We start from the raw sequence: 19,851 nt of genomic DNA on the forward strand, positions 1-19,851 counted from the left end.
CTAATTGAAGTCGTTGCTTATCCCGCCCAATTCTAGCGACGCGGCAAAGATACGCCTTCACCGTCCTTGAATTTCTGCGTGGCTTCCTCAATCGCACGATCCCCGCCTTTAGATTTCCATTCCTCAACCACTTTCGGCCAATCGGAGATCGGCTCCTTCCCGTATACCATCTTGATCATGTGTGTGAGCAATACTTGAGGAGGTGTATCCGAATTGGGAGCAATATCGGGATCTGTACAAAGGCTTCCAACCGCGGATCAAAGTTGATGCCATCCCGGCCTTCTTTTGCTAAAACAGTATCGTAAATATTCATCAGCTTTCTGCCTTCTTCTGTCAGCGATAACGAGCCTTTGTTGTACGTCGTATCCTGTACGAACCATAAGAACGACTGACGGTAACGCTCCTCATCCACGCCAGCAGAGTCTGTCGGAGCTGTATATGAAATCACGCCATTATCCTCTGTGTAGGTCTCTCCTTCCGTGCCGTACGTGAAAAATTTCTCCGCTTCATCTGACACCATCCAGTTAAAGAAACGGATAATGGACGCCGGATCAGCCGCATCTTTGTTAATAAAGTAAGCCCGTGTCACCGGACCGTACAAATAATAACCACCTTTTCCGTCCGGGCCGACAGGTGAAGGGATAATCTCGATTTTGGCATCGGGAACTGACGCTTTAATCTGCTTCTCCCACTGGATCAGTTCGTTGGCGTTCATGGACCACATGCCCGCTTTGCCAGAGAGAATCGTATTTTTGAAAACCGTTGAATTAATGGTCGCGAACTCTTTGTTAATGAGCCCTTCCTCGTACATGGTCTTGTAGACGGTAAGGGCTTGCTGCATATTCTCATTATCCATAAACTTCGGTACAACCTGGTCGCCCTGCTGCTCCATCATGGACAGGAATTGCTGTACGTCATAGGCACCGAAAAAGGTATCTGCATACTTGAAATCTTCACGCCCCATATATGGATTCTCCACACCAAGCTTCTTAAAGGCACGTAAAACGTCCATAGTCTCCTCGACCGTAGTGGGCACCGGTAGCCCCGTTTGATCCAGCAAATCCTTGCGAATCCAGGTTGCCCGACGAGATGGATTGGATAAATATTCGGGGATGGCGTAAATATGGCCGTCATGGGTTACCTGGTCCCAGGCTTCTTTCGGCACGGCTTTGAGCAAATCTTGCCCGTACTGCTGCAGCAGTTCATCCAGCGGCTGAAATACCCCGGCCTCGACCGATCCGGCCATCTCTTTACCGTTGACCCCGCCGTCACCCTGCACCACATCAGGAATATCGTTGGTGGCAAACATCTGGACCATTTTCTGCTCATATTCCTTATGAGGCACCAGGACGATTTTCAGATCGGTATGGGTCAGATCCTCCAGCTTCTTGACCCATTTATCCTTGTTAATGTCCGGTGACTTCTCCACATACGTATACGCCAACGTACGCAACGACATGGAGAACTTCGTTTTGCCGTCCCCCGCTCTCACCGGATGCCGCGCCGCTCCCCTTGTTGCACCCTGTCATGACAGCTGCCACCAGCAATAGCGCCATGCCTGAGACCATCCACTTTTTCATGCTACCCCTCTTTTCATCCTGATTTAGATTTAGGTACCACTCTTTGGTGAAGCGCTTTCAAATTAGATGTTAAAACATCCCCACCGCTGCAACAATGGGGATGTTTTAGATGAGATTGCGTTTTCTTTAGGTCAGCACCTCTAGTACGTCTTGGATACCTCAATCTTCTTCGTTACACCGTTGTCGGTGAAGTAGAGATGGATGCCGTGATCCTGGTCATCGATGAAATAGGGGACATACTTCGGCTCCTCGACCTTATACGGTACAAGCAGTGTTACAATTCTATGGCTTGAGGCAGGCCGCGTTTCCGCGCTTAGATGATAATGCTTTTCCAGCCCTTCGTACTCTGCCGGGTCCACCTCTGCGAATTGATCCGTCTGGCTGAGCGCCAGCTCACCGGAGGAAGCATAGACAAAAGTCCCTTCTAACCCTGCCTTATTTCCGTTTAGACGGAAGCTCTGCCCTTTCAGCTGTAGCGGGTGCAGTGCATGGAACAGCCATTGAACGCTGTCCGGCTTCTCCAGATCAATGTGGTCCACAATAACGAAGTAGGATGATTGCAGAAAATGGATTTCACGTACAACACGCTTCACATGTGGTACGGTGCTGGCGTAGGCATCGGTCGCTACCGCGCGTACATAACCATCACCGTCTCGCCAATAGGCTTCTTCAATCTGTCCCGTTGCGGCCATATTCAGCACCTTGTTGTTCTCGGCGTACTGTCCTGCTCCACCAATCAGCAGGTTGTTTTTGGAGCGCGTCTGCCTGCGCCATTCCCGGTGAAAGGAGCTGCCGTGCGCGATATAGTAGCCAGTATCCGCGGCGAGCGGCTCACCGAATGCATGCAGAGTGAAGCTGTTCTGGTCCGCATGACTGTGGCTGATGGAGCCATACCGGCTCGACTTGAGCAGCAGCATCATATGCTCATCCGGATTATCCATCCGGTGATGCATGGCTACCCACCCCACATCCCGGAACCACTTGAGCGGTTCGATGTCTACAGGAGACTCTTCCTCCACCTGGGAGTAATCGTGGCGGTATACCAAGTCGTCAAAGTTAAAGTCCCACCAACCGTAATTATAAAAAGCTCCCTCTGTCCCCGGATCGGATTGGCGTACACGTTCAAAGTACCACTGATACCAACGATTGCCTGTAACACCCGCCAGTTGGCGGACAAGATAGCCTGTTTTCAAGTTTACCGGGTCACCCAGCGTAGACTGATCTCCGAAGCTGGCGCGCCGAGCATCAGGAGGGTATACGTAGAGTGGAAAATCCCCGGTACGCTGGAAGAACGGCCGACGGAAGAAGTCGATGCCCGCGTAGTTTCGCAACAAATTCATTGCTTCGGTCACATAGGCCATGCCTGTTGTCCAGTACATCGGACCCTCGGCCCAACCTCCATCACTTCCTCCCCAAGGGGAGTACAGACAGGCATAATAATCGATCGCATAATCCAGCCACGCTGCGGCCTTTGGTTCCTCATGCAGCAAGGCCATACAGCAAGGTACAAGCACGGAGGACAATGAACGCACCGCATGGCTGTCGTAAGGCACATGATGGATCTTCGAGCGAACCATCACATGCTGGGCCACCTGCTCTGTCCGCCGCAGCAAACTGCGCCTTACCACATCTTGCTCTTCGCTGTTCAGCTCATCATGCAGCCAGTCATAACCCCAAGCCAGCGCGGCGGCAACCCGAAAGGCTGCCTCGTCATTATAATCGCGGGATGTCGTTCCCTCCGTATCCCAGGCTGCCACATGCAGCAGCCATGTTTTCGCCGCTTCAAGCAACCGTTCGTCACGAAGCACCCGGCCAGCGATGCTCAGATGACGAATGGCATATAACACTTCCTGACAGTCAATATACATTTGACGCCATAACGGAGCGACGCGTTTGTTATCCGGGTAAGGCAGCGGTTCACTAATCGGCTCGCGGTTTGCCCACGGCTCAACGGAATTTGCCATAAATACATCCCAGCCGCAATATGAGGGATCGGACGCAATGTCATCTGCAAGTGCCTGCAGCCCACTTACTCCGAGCCATAACCGGGGATGAGCCGTGTCCGTGGAAACATACCGCTGTGCCCGAGAAGGTATCGGTGTCTCGGGTAATCCCGCTGGTACCGTAAACCGCCGCACCTCACTCCATGCCGACATTTCCTGCTGCTTCCCCAGAACGGCGTCCACTTCGGCTTCGCTTCCTTGCTGAACTTGATGATCTACAAGCAGCGCATATCGCCAATAATAATTCCCCGGTTCAAACACCCGGTCCGGCGTAAAAAAATTATATGGAAGCGGTGCAAAGGTCCTCGTCTCTTTTTCCTGAAAAGATGGCCCCACTGACACCTGTAGAATATAGGCATTCTCATCCTCCTGCTGTGCCGCCATCCAGGTAAACCTCGGTGGATTCTCTGCCAGAACGGTATGTTCATCAGGCTCATAGTCCACATGGAACGGCCCGCTGATTGGTTGGTATAACGGTCTTTCTGCAAGTTTCCGCTTCACTTCCATCGTATCGTCCCCTCCTTATCGCAATGGTGTAGCATCAACGCATATACATTCCGCCATTGATTTCAAGCGTTTCTCCCGTTATAAAAGAACCCAACTCCGAACACAGGTACAGCGCCGCACCTGCAACATCCTCGGGACTGCCTTCCCGTCCAAGGGGAATGCTGCTTACCGCAGAAGATCGGCCTTCCTCCGAGGTGAACGTTGCATGGAACGCCGTTTGCCCGATGAAGCCCGGTGAGAGGGCATTAACCGTAATCCCGCCAGGAGCCAGCTCCTTGGCAAGCCCTTTAGTTAACGCGATGACTGCTGCCTTGGAGGCTGCGTAAATAGCTGCACCCGGACCGCCACCATTATGAGCCGCTACCGAAGTCAAATTGATTATTCGACCACCTCCAGCTGCCTTCATGCCTGGAATGACCGCTTTGGAGACAAATACGGCACTTTTCAGATTCACATCCATAATTCGGCTGTAAAGCTCCTCGCTCATCGTTTCAATGGGGCTCCGCTCCACCAGATGTCCCGCATTATTGATCAACAGGTCAATCGGACCACCAAAGCGGAGCGTAATATCCCCAACCATCGATTCAATCGCATCCGTATTCGTCACATCTGCCTGAAATGCTGCTGCTTCACCGCCAGCATCCCGAATTGCAGCCACAACCTCCTCAGCCCGATCCATATTATGCAGGCCATTCACAGCCACCTTTGCCCCGCAACGAGCCAATGCCCCAGCAATGGCAGCCCCAATCCCTCCGCTAGAGCCTGTGACCAGCGCAATTTTGTTCTGCAAGTTAATATTCATTTTCTATCGTCCTCCCTGTTATAGGTTCAATTAAATCCGCTTACTATGCTGATCCGCCGGAAGCGCCATCGTAATGGTCGTTCCCAATCCTTGCTCACTCTCAATCATCAAGCCATACGTTTCTCCAAATACCAGCTGAATTCGGCGATGGACATTCATGAGCCCGATGCCCCCGCGATGGTACACATCATCGGAATCTTCGCCTGCCAGGCGGTTCAATTCCAGACGTCGACGCAGCTTCTCCAAGCGTTCCTCACTCATGCCCATGCCGTTATCCTGAACGATGACAAGAAAGCGATCTTCAAGACGCCGAGCGTCGATTCGGATAAAGTGACCGGGCTCCATGCCTCGCGGAAAAGCGTGTTGTAACACATTTTCCACCAGTGGCTGGAGGGTGAGTCGAACCATTTTCTCCAACAACAGATCCGGTCTAATGATGACCTCCACTTCGAGTTCCCGATCCATGCGATGCTTCATGATGGAAAGGTAGGCCAGCACATGTTTCAGTTCATTCGCAACCGTGATTTCCTCCAAGTTCGTCTGAATGGAATAACGGAGCATATGGGCCATTGATTCCACCATTTGCGTAATTTCTTCTGAATCCTGTACAACGGCATAACATTTGATCGTCTCCAGGGTGTTGTAGAGGAAATGCGGATTGATCTGCAACTGAAGTGCCTGAAATTCCGCACGGTGCCGTTCCAGCGCCTCCTGCTGAAGCTCGATCTCCGATTTCTGACGGCGCAGTTCCGATTCATACACACGCTCAATCATGTCCGACAAGCGGCTGACCATCAGATTATAACTTCGAATCAACACGCCGATTTCATCGCGCCTTTCCTTCATCTCCACCTTGTTCCAGATTCCCTTCTCGGTCTGTCTCATTCCGTTCATCAGCACACGAATCGGTTCCACCTGAGAAGCGCCGATTCGATAGGCCACGACCAGTGCAGCCAGCAGGGTTCCTGCACCAACCCACAATGTGGTCGAGCGAATCGTTGCAATCGGTCGTTGAAGCTCCTCCAGAGGCACGGAAGCAACAAAACGCCAGCCAGAATAATTGGAAAGCTCCGAAATGGACAGCCGTTTGGTGCCATCCGTGTTCAGTTCAAGCGAGCCCGCCTCCATTTGCATAAGTCTGTTTACGCTGCTGGATGGCATCGCTGTCTGCGCCTCTGCCTCACCGGGAGTATAGATAACCGTTCCGTTCTGATCTATCACATACTGATATCCGCCCTGGCCGAGATCGAGTTCTCCCCATATTTTGTCAAGCTCCAGCACATTCACTTCCATCGCCAGTACACCGTTTGGGGTATAGGAGGACACTCCTCTGATCCGCCGCGCAATCGTAATGACATTGGCACTCTGCTCGCTGCGAATACTGCGTGTAAGCAATGTAGATTCGCCGTTTGCAGGCGTTGCGGCCAGTAGCTCCTTATATTGAAGAGCCGCGTCCATATCCGGTATACCGGCTGAATTCTGGTTGTCATCAATGACAACACGCCCGTTTTCCCCGATAACATACAGAAACTTGATCTGCGGATATAACATAAAAACAGGCGGGAACACGTTCGTTTTGATCTGACGGCTGTATTCGTAATAGGCATAACTATCCTCCGGATTCATGTCCAGAAATTGCTTAACACTTCCACTCGCCAGAATGGAGTACGTGGCCCGATCATAATTTTGCAAATACAGGTCGGTCTGGTACGCCGTATTGCGCATCGTCTGGGCGATGTTGTCCGCAAGCTGGTCGTTCATTTCGGTTGAGGCATAGGTATAGGTAAACAAGCCGATGGCGGACAGAGAAAGTGTAATCACGATCGCAAAATGAAAGAACAGGCGGATCGACAGGCTGCGCTTCATCACTCAATGCCCAACTTGCTGCGATACTCGGACGGTGTCAGTCCGGTAATCTTCTTGAACGTCTTCGTAAAATGGGGATGATCCGCATACCCCACTTCGTAGGAAATATCCGTAATCCGGTTACCCGGCTGTTCCAGCATGCGCTTGGCCAGTTCCATTTTGCTGCGTATCCGGTATTGGATAAAGGTCTGACCTGTCGTCTGTTTGAACAGCTGGCTGAAGTAGGATGGGTTAAGCCCCAGCTTGGCTGCAATCTCATCCAGCGATACTTCACGGCGCAAATGCTTCTCCAGATAGGCTTTTGCTTCTTCTACCGGATGCTTGCGCTTGCCGCTACGCTTTTCCTTGATCGTCTTCATTAATCTGTGAATCTCGTTGCCCAGAGTCTCAAAGCATTCTTTAGAGGAAGCGCTTACATTTATCTCGCAGGACGTACTCATCGTTCCGTTGCCACGTGCATTCATTCGGGCCACAATCAATTCGAGCAATTCCTGAAAAAGCTCCGCTGTCTGTTCAGGCATCAAGGAATATGCCGGATAACGACCAGACCATGCTGCGAGCAGCTCTGTCACATCGGACTGCCGTAACTCCCATATGGCCTCTTCCAGGCGCATCGCCCAATCATTCAGCTCCCTCACGGGTACAAGGGAAACTGTAGGTTTATCCTCTTCAGACGCAAGCAATTTGAGTAACAGCTCATGAAGCTCCTGTCGTCCCACAGGCTTCAGCAGATATCGCTTTACCCCATAATCCATACAGGCTCTTGCATATTCAAAGTCCGAATAACCGGAGACCACAATAATGCGTATCGTACTTCCTTGCTCGGATAAACGTCGACACAGCTCGATACCATCCATCGTTGGCATGCGGATATCCGTAAACAGGATGTGTGGCCGAAAGGCTTCAACCACCTGCAGTGCCTCTTCCCCATGTGCTGCCTGCCGAATCTCACAGTCGAACAGCCCCGCTTGCTTGATCATCTTCGCCAGACCCATCCGAATCATCGGCTCATCGTCCGTAATCAAGATTCTGAACATCGCCATTCCCCCGTTTCCGTCAGATCTGTATGCTTCTTGTACTTAAGATTTGACGGAGCCGACCATGATTCCTTTTACAAAATGCTTTTGCAGAAAAGGGTAAATGATAATAATCGGTAAGGTGGCGATGATGATCGTTGCCATTTTGATGCCTTCCGGCGATGTATGTGCAAGAGTGCTATAGACGGCAGAGCCCGGATCGACGGAAATATCGTCACTTTCAAACAGTTTCTTAAGTGTTACCTGGATCGGCCACCAGGCCGGATCATTCAGATAATATAGCGCGGTGGAGTAGGCATTCCAGTGGCCAACCGCATAGAAGATGCCGAGTGATGCCATGGCCGGTTTGGACAATGGAATGACGATACGCCAGATGATACCGAATTCCCCACAGCCATCGATGCGGGCAGCGTCGATCAGTTCACCCGGCAGCTGTGCGAAGAACGAGCGCATGACGAAAAAGTTAAAGGCATTAATCGCTCCTGGCACAATCAGTACCAGCGGATTGTTGACCAGATGCAGTTCCTTCATCAGGATAAAGTTCGGAATGAGCGGCGCCGAGAATACAACGGTCACTAGAACAAACATGACAACCAGCGAGCGCCCTTTGTACTCTGGACGGGAAACGGGATAGGCCAGCGATGCCGTTGCGGCGAGATTGATCAGCGTCCCGAACAGTGTCACCCCAACCGATACCGCAAATGCCCGCCAGAACGAAGCATCGCCGAATACATATTCATAATTGATCCAGGTAAAAGCAACAGGCCAGAAGCTGACCTTTCCGCCCATGATCGCTTCCGAGCTGCTGAGTGATTGGGCCAGCACATTAATGAAAGGCAGAATCATCGTCAACGAGAGCAGCGTAAGAAAACGAGATTTCCAATGCGGAATATACGGTAACGGACACTGGGGGTACGCATCTATCTCGCCTCCTAATACAGGCTTTCGCCGGTTGTTTTTTTGCTGAAAAAATTACCCAGTAGAATAAGCATCAGGCCAACAACGGACTTGAACAACCCGATGGCCGTTGTATAGCTGTATTGCTGTGAGAGAAGCCCGGCTTTGTAGATGTACGTATCGAGAATTTCACCGGATTCCAGATTGAGCGGATTCAGGAATACGAACACCCGCTCAAAGCCCAGATCGAGGAACTTCCCGATGTGCAGCAGCAGCAGAATCATAATCGTCGGTAGCAAGGATGGCAGGGTAATCGACCATATTTGCTTCAAACGTCCGGCTCCATCCACCTCTGCCGCCTCATACAGATCGGGATTGATGCCCGCAATGGCAGCCAGGAAAATAATGGTGCCGTACCCGGAGTCGCGCCAGATTCCGGAACCGATTAGAATGGAACGAATGTATGAGTCTTCCCCAAGAAAGTAGATTGGCTGCATCCCCAGAAATCCAAGTGCCTTGTTCACCACCCCGGCATCCATCGAGAAAATCCCCATGAAAATACCACTTATGACGACCCAGGACAGAAAGTGAGGCATGTATACAATCGTTTGCAGCAAACGCTTAAACACAATCATCCGTACTTCATTTAGCAGAATGGCCAGTAAGATCGGAACCGGGAATGCAATCACCAGATCATATAGTCCGAGCAGAAGTGTGTTATTGAGAATCCGCAAAAAGTCATAATGGCTGAACATCTTCTGAAAATGCTCCAGACCTACCCAATCACTTCCGGTGATGCCTTTGAAAATGTTGTAGTTCTGAAAAGCAATGACCGAGCCGAACAGAGGTACATATTTGAAGAGGAAAAAATACAGGATGCCCGGTACCGAGAGCAGATATAGTATCCGGTATCGCCACAGATAACGTCCCGCATCTCCGAGCCGAGTGCCCATACCAGACGAATTAAGTCTGGCTGTTCCCCGGCTTGGCGGCGCGATATCCGCCGGCTTCACGTTTTCTCCCTCCCTGCTTCTGTGATTGCATGCTTCTCAAATTATCAGGAACATTCTCGTCCCATGGGATTTCATTGAATTCAACGGAAATGTACTCCGGCTCACGATCGATAATACGTGAAAGCTCACGAGTGAACACCTCCACGATCTCCTGCTTTTGCTCATCCGTCCTGCCTTCATACAGCCTGATTGAAATTTCTGGCATCCGAGTTCAGCTCCCTTTCACCACGTAATGTAAACGCTTTAACAACTTCATCTTAGCGTTCCTGTGAGAGAGCAACAATGGACTGTCTTTTCGTTCACTTGTGTTTTCTTTAGGTGAGAGCAGCCCTGGTGTTCAACGCTTCCGGGCTAAAAAAATGTAGTTTATGTAAATTCAGCCTATAGCGGTTTTTCCCACTATAGGCTGAACATGCTTGAGATTATGGTTTTTTCACCTCGTTAGAGAGCCCTTCTACTAGTCAGCTCTCTAGGACTATATTTATTTTCCTACATACTCATCCAAAAAACGATCTACTCTTTGGAAATATTCAGTGGGGTAGTGGTTGATCGCATCGATGTGCTCCGTATTTTCCGGATACCATACTTCTGCGCTTGGATTATCTTTTAAGGACTCATAAATCACTTCTGTATTTTTATAACTAATTTGCTGATCTCCAGTACCATGGATGAGCATAACTGGCTTGTCTTGCATCTTTTTTACCGCATCCATAGGAGATACGGAATCAAGATCAACCTTATAGACCCAATTGGCCATCCAGGTCGATGTATAACTGAATGGGAACGCAGGTAAACCTGAAAAGAAAGGCAGACCCTCTCTCAGAAATAGACCGGCATTGCGAAACGGACTATCCGCGATTACAGCTTGGATGTCATCACTTTCACTCGCGGCCAGCAATGAAGTAGCAGCGCCCATTGAAAAGCCGATCACTCCAATGTTATCACCCGCATGATCCTTGGATTTTAAATAGTCTACGGCTCCCAGCAAATCGTATTTTTCATTGAGGCCCAGTGTAATCAAATCACCATCGGATTTACCTTGCGAGCTGAGATCAAATGCTAATATATTGTAGCCTTTTGGAACAAAATGCTCTACTAACTTCGGTGTCCGTCCTTTGACTAAACGATTGCTCGTATATCCATGGACGATAATAATCGTCTTATCGCTTGATTTAACACCAGTATGTGCAGGAAAGAAGGTACCTCTAATCGTATTATCATTTTTTAAACTCTTGAACTCGACCTCTTCGTAGGGAGTTTTATCGATATTCAGTTCGTAGCTAACATTCGTGTCTCTAGGATGGTGCAACAAGGTGTCTACTACTTTAAACGATATAAAAAACACAAGAGCCACCACAAGCAAAAACACGATTCCCAGGCTCCATAAAATTTTGTTCCGTTTTTTCACACGAACGTTCTGATTGGGCTCTAATGATGTTTGACTCATTCAGACTCCTCCAGTTTTTCTATAGGTGATATGGGTCCGAACAAATAAAAGGCATGCGCCTTCAGATTTTCCCACTCGGGATGATGAACAATACTTTCTCCAAGAGTTAAGGCAACTCCATTTAAGAAAGAGATATAGGCACGAGAAATCATTGCTGGAGAAAAGCTTTTGTTGAACTCTCCCATTAATTGTCCCTTGGCATAGACACCTTCGATTTCATCTGTCATTACCTTAATACTCTCAAGGACCTCCTGTGTAAGTTCAGGGAATCTTTCTCGTTGTCCTAAGACAGATTGGGCAAGCCGCAATTCATTGGTATAGAAGTAGATATGGTTGAATTGTTCTTTCACCATGTTCTTTATCAATGCGCCCGGCGTTCCCTCTTGTTGTAGACAAGCAATTGATTTCCTCTGAATATCAGCAAGCGGCTCAAGAACAGCGGCATAGAATAAAGCTTCTTTGCTAGGGAAATATTGAAAAATGGTTCCAGAAGTCACTCCCGCACTTTTCGCAATGATAGCCGTTGTGGTATTGGAATATCCACTTTCTGCGAACAGGACAACCGCTTCTTTTAGAATCTCTTTACGACGCTCCAGCCTTTTTTCTTCATTGATGGGTCTTGCCAAATGTAATTCCCCTCTCTTTAAATTTAGTTAATTAACTGATCAGTTAATTAATAATATATCTTTAATTACAACTTAATGCAAGAGCTAATTCAGCTACCCCTGAATAACCTTCTCACTCTCCCCATGTACATTATGACAAAGATCACATCCACTCTGCCTGTTCGAGTGCTACAGTTATAAACGACCAATTGACCAAATAAGTAATTTAGTCAATTCTCAGTTATCTTTTATCTTTCCATACGACTAGGAGGTGGATATGCTATGAAAACAATCGATCGAAGGCAACAGGTGATGGACTCAGCAGAGAAATCGTTCGCGTTATTTGGTTACAAGGCTACGACCATGGAGCAGGTTGCCAGACTTGCAAATGTAGGTAAAGGTACGATCTATACTTTTTCGAGAACAAAGAAGAACTGTTCGGAGAGATCCTCCACTCCATCATTGCTGATATGAAGCGGATTACGGAACAAACTGTTCAAGACGACAAACCATTTCTGGAAAACGTGCACCTAAGCATGGACTCTTTGCTGGAGTATAGGGAGGAACATGAGCTATTGATCAAGCTGTTTCAGGAGGTGAACGAGTTCGGCACGCCACAGGCGAAAGAAGGCCTGCAAAAAGTAGAGACTGCAATTCTTGAATATTTAGAGCGCCAAGTAAGACGTGCCATGGAACTACAGCAGATTCGCGAGGACGACCCCAGACTGGTGTCTTTTGTCCTGCTGAAGCTGTATGTCACCTTAACATCCGATTGGAACAAAGCGCATCATTCACTGCACAAGGATCAGATCAAGGATTTCGTGGGCCTCTTTCTCAAAAGTGGATTATCCCCTACATAAAGAAAGATGTGAGGCTGAATCCTTTTATAAATTAGAGAAAGAGATAGATATAGCAACATAGTAGCGTAATGATGGGGAGAGAACATAATGAAATCATTTACTGTATTTGGGCAGGACTTAAAGTCCGCCTTCAAGAAACCAAAAGTATTTATTCCGATTCTCGTGGTGCTGTTCATTCCGGTGCTATATAGCGGCCTGTTCCTCAATGCATTCTGGGACCCTTACGGCAAAATGAATGAACTGCCTGTCGCCGTAGTCAACACGGATCAGGGGGCAACCTACAATGACAAATCGCTGGAAGTCGGACAGAATCTGGTCGATGAATTGAAAAAAAGTGACGACTTCAACTGGCAATTTGTGACCCGTGAAGAAGCCGAACAAGGCATGGAAGACAACACGTATTATATGACGATTGTTATTCCAGAGGACTTTTCTGCAAAAGCAACCACGCTAATGGATGACCATCCCCAACCGGCAGAGCTGATCTATGAACCCAATGAAGGATACAACTTTCTCGCGGGTCAGATTGGCGGGACGGCGGTCAAACAGATCAAATCCAAAGTCTCTGCCAAAGTGACGGAATCCTATACCGAAACGTTGCTGGATCAGGTGGAGAAAATCTCTAGCGGTCTGGCAGATGCCGGAGATGGCGCAGGTCAGATCAACGAGGGTGCGGTCAAGCTGGATGAAGGTGCCTCCAAGTTGAAAGAGAACCTATTCAAACTGGCCGATGGAACCGACAAACTCGAAACAGGCATTGCCCCGTTAAAAGAAGGCACTAGCACCTTGGCTCAGGGAATTGATGAGCTTCATACGGGAGCCAGCTCCCTTTCCAATGGTTTGTCCCAATTGGCGGCAGCCGGTACGAAGCTCGGTGACGGAGCAGCACAGGCTGAAGCTGGCGGCAAACAATTGCAGGCTGGGATTCAATCCGCTCAGGAAGGAGCCGCAAAATTGGACGCTGGACTGGCAGCAGCCGAGGAAGGCAGTGCCAAGCTGACCGTTGGATTGCAGAATACAGTCGGAGGCAGTGGAAAAGTAAGTGAAGGTGCCAAGGCCGTTGCGCAAGGTCTTGCCCAATTAGCTGAAGCCAGTCCAGAGTTAGCTGCTAACCCGGCTGTACAGCAGTTGCTGGCAGCAAGCAAGGCCGTTGCCGCTGGTAGCGAACAAGTATATCAAGGCGGACAGCAATTGCTCGAAGGCAGCCAAAGCCTGCAAGCAGCACAACAGCAGCTGCATCAAGGCAGCAGCCAGTTAGTGCAGGGTGAGCAGCAGCTTTTAGAAGGAGCAACGCAGTTGTCCGCTGGACAGGGTCAGCTTGCGACTGGCCTCCAGCAGTTCAACGCCAAATTGTCTGAGGCTGCCGCTGGCGGAGCCAAACTTTCAGAGGGTTCCCGTCAATTAAACGTAGGTGCAGGGAAACTGGTTGACGGGTTGAACCAACTTTCAGCTGGAATCACCACCATTGCCGATGGTTCCCGCAAGCTGGATAATGGCGCAGGAGATTTAAAAGAAGGTATCGCCAAGTTGACCGACGGCTCTGGTGAGCTTGCCACCAAACTGAATGATGCCGCCGATCAAACAGGCAGTGTGAAAAAGACGGATGAACTGGTAACGATGTACGCAGAGCCCGTTCAGGTGGATGAACATAAACATAACGAAGTGCCCAACTATGGAACAGGGTTCTCGCCATACTTCCTGTCATTAGGGCTGTTTGTCGGGGCATTGATTGCAACGTTAGTTGTGCCCACACGCGGCAGCTCGGTTACCGATGCGACTGGCTGGAATCGTTTTGTGAGCAGAACACTCACGTTCACGATCATGAGTGCCGTGCAGTCCCTGCTCGCCTCCTGGCTTGTATTGTCCGGCTTGGGCCTTGAAGTTCAAAGCGTGCCTTTGTTCCTTTTATTCAGCTTCGTTACAAGCCTCACCTTCATGTACATCATTCAGGCTCTGGTTACTTGGTTGGAGAATCCCGGCCGCTTCCTGGCAATCCTCATGTTAATCTTCCAACTGACCACCAGTGCAGGTACGTTCCCGTTGGAGCTCATTCCGAACTGGCTGAAAGGTTTCAACCCATGGCTGCCGATGACCTATTCGGTAACCGGGTATAAAGCTGTTATTTCGAGTGGACAGTTCGGTGTGGCTTGGGATCAGATCGGAATTTTGTGCCTCTTTGCCGTGATTGGTCTGGCGGCTACCTTTACGTATTTCATGGTGCATCGTACGAATGAAGGCGAGGAATTAAATAGTGAAGCAGTGCTTCACGTGTAGGATGGAAACATAAAAAGCAAGGCCTGTTGTAAGCAACGCCCTCGCCTCAATAACAGCGGGTGTTTGCTTATACACGGCCTTGCTTTTTTATGAAGAGACAAAAATGTAGATCGCCCTTCCTCATTCCTCGATCCTAATATGTAGAAGAAATCTCGCCACTAGAAAATGCGACAAATGCAACCAGTAGGAGCAAAATGATAATTGCATAAATCGCCGTGCCAATGATGCCACAGACAAGACCGGCAATGGCGAGTCCTCTTCCTTGTTCCATGCGAAGCTTGATTTCTTTAAGAGAAATAGATGCAAATATGATAGCAACAATTCCAATCAGAAACCCCAAGTATGGAATCATGATTGACAAAATTCCCATGACAAGCGCTGCGATAGACTTGCCATTGGTTTTGGGTACTACATAAGGTGGTGGCGGAAGCGGATCGCTATAATAACGATCTGCATCATGCTGACGTTGGTCCAAAGGTAAATCCTCCCTGTTTATTAAGTAGTCTCATTATACTTGATTAGCTGGGAAAATATGCGCCATTATTTGTAAATATTCCGGTTTTATTAAATATATTTACTTATTTGACCGGAAACACGGAGCACCTATGAACACAAAAATTATGATATTCTAATTTAAGGATAAGGAGGTTTATTATGTATAAGTTTGCACCTTTACTATTGTCGGTTACTTTTTTGATGACAGGCTGCAGTGGATCGGATAAGTCTGTCGAAGCTTTGAAGTCGATGGAACTTAATCAGGAAAATATGCATACCATCAAGGAATTACGTGAAGATAACGCTCGCCTTCAGGAACAGATCGCTCAAATTCAAGAGAACGTACATAGCGAGGAGCTCAGAAACAATTTAAGAGAAACTCTAAACATGACGTTTAAGCTGAAGGATTCGGACCACTTCATGCTGTTCATAGCCAAATACATCACGACAAAAGGTTCGGAAGGAAATATCGCATATGAGTTCTCTTTCGTCCGTTCGCCCGAAGGCGTTTGGCTGTTTGACGGATACGTCTCTTAATTGATCTTGAGATAGCCATAGCTGTAGTTTTCATAAATTCACTGACTCGGCCTTCATTAAACTCTCCAATAATAGAAATCAATATCGCTGTCTTCGTCTCCTGCACCTAGATGATCTTGAACCAAATCAACGTTTTTAAACGATCTACCTATTTTCAGGAAATAAAAGGAAATTTTAAACCCCCTCAAAAAAACAGGGGGTTTCTCCACAACCTGAAGCCATAAAAGTATAGCTATTTCTTATAAAGGAGTGCAGTGTTATTGAAACGAGCGAACTCTGATTTCAAACTTGTAAAAAATAAGTTGCTACAGCAAAAATAATAATATTAAAGGGCATGATGTAAACGGCCATTCTTTTGGCTTTTATTTTTCTTTCATAATTTGCTTTGTTAAATAGAAATTCAACAAAAAAAGTAGATGCACTGGTTACAGTTGCAAGGAAAAAATACAGTAAAACATTACTACTGTAAAATTGTGTGTATGCCAGCGAAAGTATTATTAGTAATAACAAGAAATTAGTTGAAATTATATAACGATCCAAGAATGTTTTCATCAATTATCCCCCTATGGGCATAATAAGGAGCCTCCAACCCATATAGCCCCTGTTATCGCCGTAATTGCGAACAGTGCTGGCGTGGTTGCAACACCCAAAATCAGCATTGCTGCATTCATTTGAACGCCGTGAAATAATCCGATTAGACTCAATGCAGTTGAACAGGCGCCATAGGGTTGAATAATTGGACCGTCTTTTTGGTTTTCTTCAATGAGGCCGTTAACCTGGTCAATATCTTTTCTTATCTGTTCATAACTGGTATTAGGCGCTTGATTGAGTATAGTTTCCTTTAACTGAGCTTCATCAACGAAATAAAATAACCCTGTTTTTTCATCGACTTTTAAATGCTCAATAAGCAGATTAGCAACTAATACTTCTTCTTTTGTCATACCATTCGCATCTACAGAGTTTTGAGCTTGAGCGTAGGTACTACCAACTAAACTAAAAAACATTGCTGACACCAACATAATGATAGAAAATTTGTTTTTCAACATCCTCATAATTCAAACAACTCCTTTATTTGGTATGAAATAATCATACACATACTTATAAATAATGTCAAATATATCCATATGTAATAAATTTTATATATTTATTATTGTGTTTATAATAACAAAGACCTGAACGGGCATATTTGTGTAGACAGAGGGGACATGCAACGTCTGCTTGTATCTTCAGAAATATCATCGACTACTGCTCTGAAGTAATTTCAATCCACGCATTCCATACGGAGTGCGACAGCGAAAAAAACACGTAACAACAGCATATGTATATATACTAATTACGTGTTTTCGGTCATATTGTCATTTACTATATTTAGTTTAATATACGAAACCCATTATATTCAAGTAATCTGTTGCCAAAAGGTCACAAAATGACATTTCCGACAAATTCCGAGGTGCGAATCTCCCGGGGGTTTCATGGGAGCTTGGCATTCGCACCTGCCCATACTCCTGTTCAATCCTCTACCCTTCCACTTCCACCCGCTGCAAAAACGTGCGAGTACGTTCCAGCTTGGCATTGCCAAAGATCTGCTCCGGAGGTCCCGCCTCGGCAATTTCGCCGTTATCCATGAAGAAGACGCGATCCGCGACATCGCGGGCGAAGCTCATCTCATGGGTGACGATCATCATCGTCATATTCTCCTGCGCCAGCTGCTTGATGACACGCAGCACTTCCCCCGTCAGTTCGGGATCAAGTGCAGATGTCGGCTCGTCGAACAGCAGAATATCCGGCTGCATCATCAGTGCGCGAGCAATGGCTACGCGCTGTTTCTGTCCGCCGGACAGGTTGGCAGGATAGGCATCCGCCTTGTCGGACAGCCCTACTTTACCGAGCAATTCCAGACTGCGCTGCCGGATGATTGCCGAGCTTTCTTTTTTCAACGTCTTCGGTGCCAGTTCCAAATTCGCCTGTACCGTCAGATGTGGAAACAGGTTGAAATGCTGAAAGACCATGCCCATGCGATCCGTAATCTTCCGTATATCCGCGCCGCCCGCATATGTTCCGTTCTCAGCCAGCGTCTGGCCTTGAATGCGAATGGTGCCACCCGAAATATCCTCGAGATGAATCAGGCTGCGTAGCATCGTACTTTTACCCGAACCCGAAGGTCCGATCACGGCGATCACTTCACCCGGCTCCACGTTGAATGATACCTGCTTCAGCACATCAAGTGTACCGAATGATTTTCTTAATTGATTCACTTCTATAATATGTGTCATATGCAGACAGTCCTTTAATTGATGAGATTAGATAACTTCGTAAACTTCTGTTCCGTGCGCGTTTACTCAAATGTATAACGTTTCTCCAGTGCCTTGAAGAACAAAGTGAGTACCATGGTCAGCAACAAATAAATAATACCGGCAATCAGGAACGGTGTCAGACGGAAATCACGGTTTACCGCGGCCTGTGCGTAATGCAGCAGCTCAGGTACAGCCACAGCATACAGCAACGCCGTATCTTTGATTAACGTAATCGATTCATTCGCCGTCGCAGGTAGCACAACCCGGATCATCTGTGGGATGATGACTTTCGTCATCGTCTGCCATTTGCTTAAGCCCAGTACCTGTGCAGCTTCATGTTGTCCTTTATCAATGGAAAGCAATCCACCTCTGAAAATCTCGGCAAAGTACGCACCATAATTCAAAATAAAGGCCAGTGCTGCCGCCGTGAAGCGGTCAAATACAAGATACTCCCCTACGCCTGGAAGCAGCGGCAGACCGAAGCAGAAGAACAACAGCTGAAGCATCAGCGGCGTTCCCCGCATCACATAGACGTACGTATGAGCGATCCACGCCAGTGGCTTGAACCGGCTTTTCATCAATAAGGTTACTCCAAATCCAAGTGGTACAGACACTATAATTGCCAGCAAAAATAAAAAGATTGTGGTCTGTGCCCCTTCAAGCATGGGCTTCATAACGCCCAGTAAATACTCCCAGCTCATCGCAATCGGCTCCTCTAATCTGTTAACCCCGAATTCCGCAGGAGACTTGCTCCTTTTTGGAATCCGGGGTCATGTTGTTTACTACATATGTCAGGCAAATGGCCTGATCCTATTTCAAAACTTCATCTTCACCAAACCATTTGGTGGAAATCTCGGCTGCTGTTCCATCGGCATTCAGCTCATCCAATGCCTTTTGCAGCTGGTTCAGCAGTTCTTCATTGCCTTTTTTCACACCAATGCCGTATTGTTCCGGAGCAAGGGATTCATCTAACAGTTTGAATGTGCCCTCTTCCTTGGACATGTAATATCTCGCGACCACTTCGTCAATGATGACTGCATCCAGACGTTTGGTTTTGAGATCGGTCAGCGCAAGTACATTGTCCGGGAACTCGGACGCATTCACTTTATCCTTCAGCGGACTTGCCGCCAGTGCATCTGCCGCCGAGGACAGCGCCTGCAATCCTACATTTTTGCCATCCAGTTCATCCAGCTTCGTAATCGGTGAGTCCGCCAGTGTAACTGCAACCTGACTGTTCTCCAGATACGGCTTCGTGAACAGCACTTTATCTTTCCGCTCATCCGTAATCGTGTACCCGTTCCAGATCAGGTCGATGCGGCCGCTGTTCAGCTCCGATTCTTTGGAAGACCAGTCAATCGGCTGGAACGTAATTTCTTTCCCCATTTTCTCTGCTGCTGCTCTTGCGTAATCAATATCGAAACCTACAATTTCATTCTTGTCATCCCGGAAGCCCATTGGAGCAAATTTATCATCTATCCCCACGATAATGGCATTATCATCCTTGCTTCCCGAGCTGGAACAGCCCGCCACAACAATCATGCATATGCTGATCAATAATAGAAATATCGCTTGTTTTCTCATCTCTCTAACCCCTCCATGTCTATAACCAAACCCCAAACGCTTTAGTTCGTTAC

Annotated in this window: 17 protein-coding genes and 2 pseudogenes; 3 read left to right on the forward strand and 16 right to left on the reverse strand. The window is 47.9% G+C overall.

What is annotated here, in order from left to right; translation table 11 throughout:
- Nucleotides 1-32 precede the first annotated feature (32 nt).
- From ACTWJ7_RS29995 to ACTWJ7_RS30040, 10 genes and pseudogenes are all read right to left on the reverse strand, one after another.
- Nucleotides 33-1,580: pseudogene (locus tag ACTWJ7_RS29995) on the reverse strand (extracellular solute-binding protein).
- A 140-nt stretch (nt 1,581-1,720) separates the two neighbouring features.
- On the reverse strand, nt 1,721-4,090 hold the full coding sequence (locus ACTWJ7_RS30000) for a DUF4962 domain-containing protein (RefSeq protein ID WP_301880692.1): 2,370 nt from the start codon (nt 4,088-4,090) through the stop codon (nt 1,721-1,723).
- 34 nt (nt 4,091-4,124) lie between these two features.
- Nucleotides 4,125-4,892, reverse strand: a complete 768-nt coding sequence (locus tag ACTWJ7_RS30005) for an SDR family NAD(P)-dependent oxidoreductase (protein WP_024628841.1) — start codon at nt 4,890-4,892, stop codon at nt 4,125-4,127.
- Nucleotides 4,893-4,922: 30 nt separating this feature from the next.
- Nucleotides 4,923-6,758 carry a cache domain-containing sensor histidine kinase gene (locus ACTWJ7_RS30010; RefSeq protein ID WP_301880907.1) on the reverse strand — a complete coding sequence of 612 codons (1,836 nt, stop codon included), beginning with the start codon at nt 6,756-6,758 and terminating at the stop codon, nt 4,923-4,925.
- Entirely contained in the window at nt 6,758-7,795 is a 1,038-nt protein-coding gene (locus ACTWJ7_RS30015) for a response regulator transcription factor (protein ID WP_301880694.1), read from the reverse strand. The genes ACTWJ7_RS30010 and ACTWJ7_RS30015 overlap by 1 nt, the downstream gene beginning before the upstream one ends.
- A 42-nt stretch (nt 7,796-7,837) precedes the next feature.
- Complete coding sequence (locus tag ACTWJ7_RS30020; protein WP_443146163.1) at nt 7,838-8,641, reverse strand: carbohydrate ABC transporter permease; 804 nt, start codon at nt 8,639-8,641, stop codon at nt 7,838-7,840.
- A gap of 86 nt (nt 8,642-8,727) precedes the next feature.
- Complete coding sequence (locus ACTWJ7_RS30025) at nt 8,728-9,645, reverse strand: ABC transporter permease (protein WP_053784167.1); 918 nt, start codon at nt 9,643-9,645, stop codon at nt 8,728-8,730.
- A gap of 10 nt (nt 9,646-9,655) precedes the next feature.
- Nucleotides 9,656-9,910, reverse strand: coding sequence for a tautomerase family protein (locus tag ACTWJ7_RS30030; RefSeq protein WP_443146164.1), 255 nt, complete (start codon nt 9,908-9,910; stop codon nt 9,656-9,658).
- A 276-nt stretch (nt 9,911-10,186) separates the two neighbouring features.
- Complete coding sequence (locus ACTWJ7_RS30035; protein WP_301880697.1) at nt 10,187-11,152, reverse strand: alpha/beta hydrolase; 966 nt, start codon at nt 11,150-11,152, stop codon at nt 10,187-10,189.
- Complete coding sequence (locus ACTWJ7_RS30040; protein ID WP_301880698.1) at nt 11,149-11,778, reverse strand: TetR/AcrR family transcriptional regulator; 630 nt, start codon at nt 11,776-11,778, stop codon at nt 11,149-11,151. Before ACTWJ7_RS30040 ends, ACTWJ7_RS30035 begins: the two co-directional genes overlap by 4 nt.
- Before the next feature lie 261 nt (nt 11,779-12,039).
- On the opposite strand from ACTWJ7_RS30040, the pseudogene ACTWJ7_RS30045 reads away from it, so the two are divergent.
- Nucleotides 12,040-12,617, forward strand: a pseudogene (locus tag ACTWJ7_RS30045) (TetR/AcrR family transcriptional regulator).
- 87 nt (nt 12,618-12,704) lie between these two features.
- Nucleotides 12,705-14,891: a YhgE/Pip domain-containing protein gene (locus tag ACTWJ7_RS30050; protein ID WP_301880699.1), complete on the forward strand. Its 2,187-nt coding sequence runs from the start codon at nt 12,705-12,707 to the stop codon at nt 14,889-14,891.
- A 133-nt stretch (nt 14,892-15,024) separates the two neighbouring features.
- Here the strand turns inward: ACTWJ7_RS30050 and ACTWJ7_RS30055 are convergent, their stop codons facing one another.
- Complete coding sequence (locus ACTWJ7_RS30055; protein ID WP_079349894.1) at nt 15,025-15,366, reverse strand: DUF4190 domain-containing protein; 342 nt, start codon at nt 15,364-15,366, stop codon at nt 15,025-15,027.
- Nucleotides 15,367-15,545: 179 nt separating this feature from the next.
- Between ACTWJ7_RS30055 and ACTWJ7_RS30060 the strand changes: the two genes are divergently transcribed.
- On the forward strand, nt 15,546-15,923 hold the full coding sequence (locus ACTWJ7_RS30060) for a hypothetical protein (RefSeq protein WP_079349895.1): 378 nt from the start codon (nt 15,546-15,548) through the stop codon (nt 15,921-15,923).
- A gap of 282 nt (nt 15,924-16,205) precedes the next feature.
- On the opposite strand, the gene ACTWJ7_RS30065 is transcribed toward ACTWJ7_RS30060, so the two are convergent.
- From ACTWJ7_RS30065 to ACTWJ7_RS30085, 5 genes are all read right to left on the reverse strand, one after another.
- Entirely contained in the window at nt 16,206-16,475 is a 270-nt protein-coding gene (locus tag ACTWJ7_RS30065) for a hypothetical protein (RefSeq protein ID WP_024628856.1), read from the reverse strand.
- A gap of 11 nt (nt 16,476-16,486) precedes the next feature.
- Nucleotides 16,487-16,975, reverse strand: a complete 489-nt coding sequence (locus tag ACTWJ7_RS30070) for a hypothetical protein (RefSeq protein WP_024628857.1) — start codon at nt 16,973-16,975, stop codon at nt 16,487-16,489.
- A 465-nt stretch (nt 16,976-17,440) separates the two neighbouring features.
- A complete protein-coding gene (locus ACTWJ7_RS30075) occupies nt 17,441-18,196 on the reverse strand; it encodes an amino acid ABC transporter ATP-binding protein (RefSeq protein WP_301880701.1) in 756 nt (251 codons plus the stop codon).
- A 62-nt stretch (nt 18,197-18,258) separates the two neighbouring features.
- On the reverse strand, nt 18,259-18,918 hold the full coding sequence (locus tag ACTWJ7_RS30080) for an amino acid ABC transporter permease (RefSeq protein ID WP_113054586.1): 660 nt from the start codon (nt 18,916-18,918) through the stop codon (nt 18,259-18,261).
- Between the two features lie 109 nt (nt 18,919-19,027).
- A complete protein-coding gene (locus ACTWJ7_RS30085; RefSeq protein ID WP_024628860.1) occupies nt 19,028-19,798 on the reverse strand; it encodes an amino acid ABC transporter substrate-binding protein in 771 nt (256 codons plus the stop codon).
- Between the last annotated feature and the right edge of the window lie 53 nt (nt 19,799-19,851).

Origin of the sequence: Paenibacillus sp. 1A_MP2 (assembly GCF_052244825.1) — a bacterium.
Lineage (GTDB): Bacteria > Bacillota > Bacilli > Paenibacillales > Paenibacillaceae > Paenibacillus > Paenibacillus vandeheii.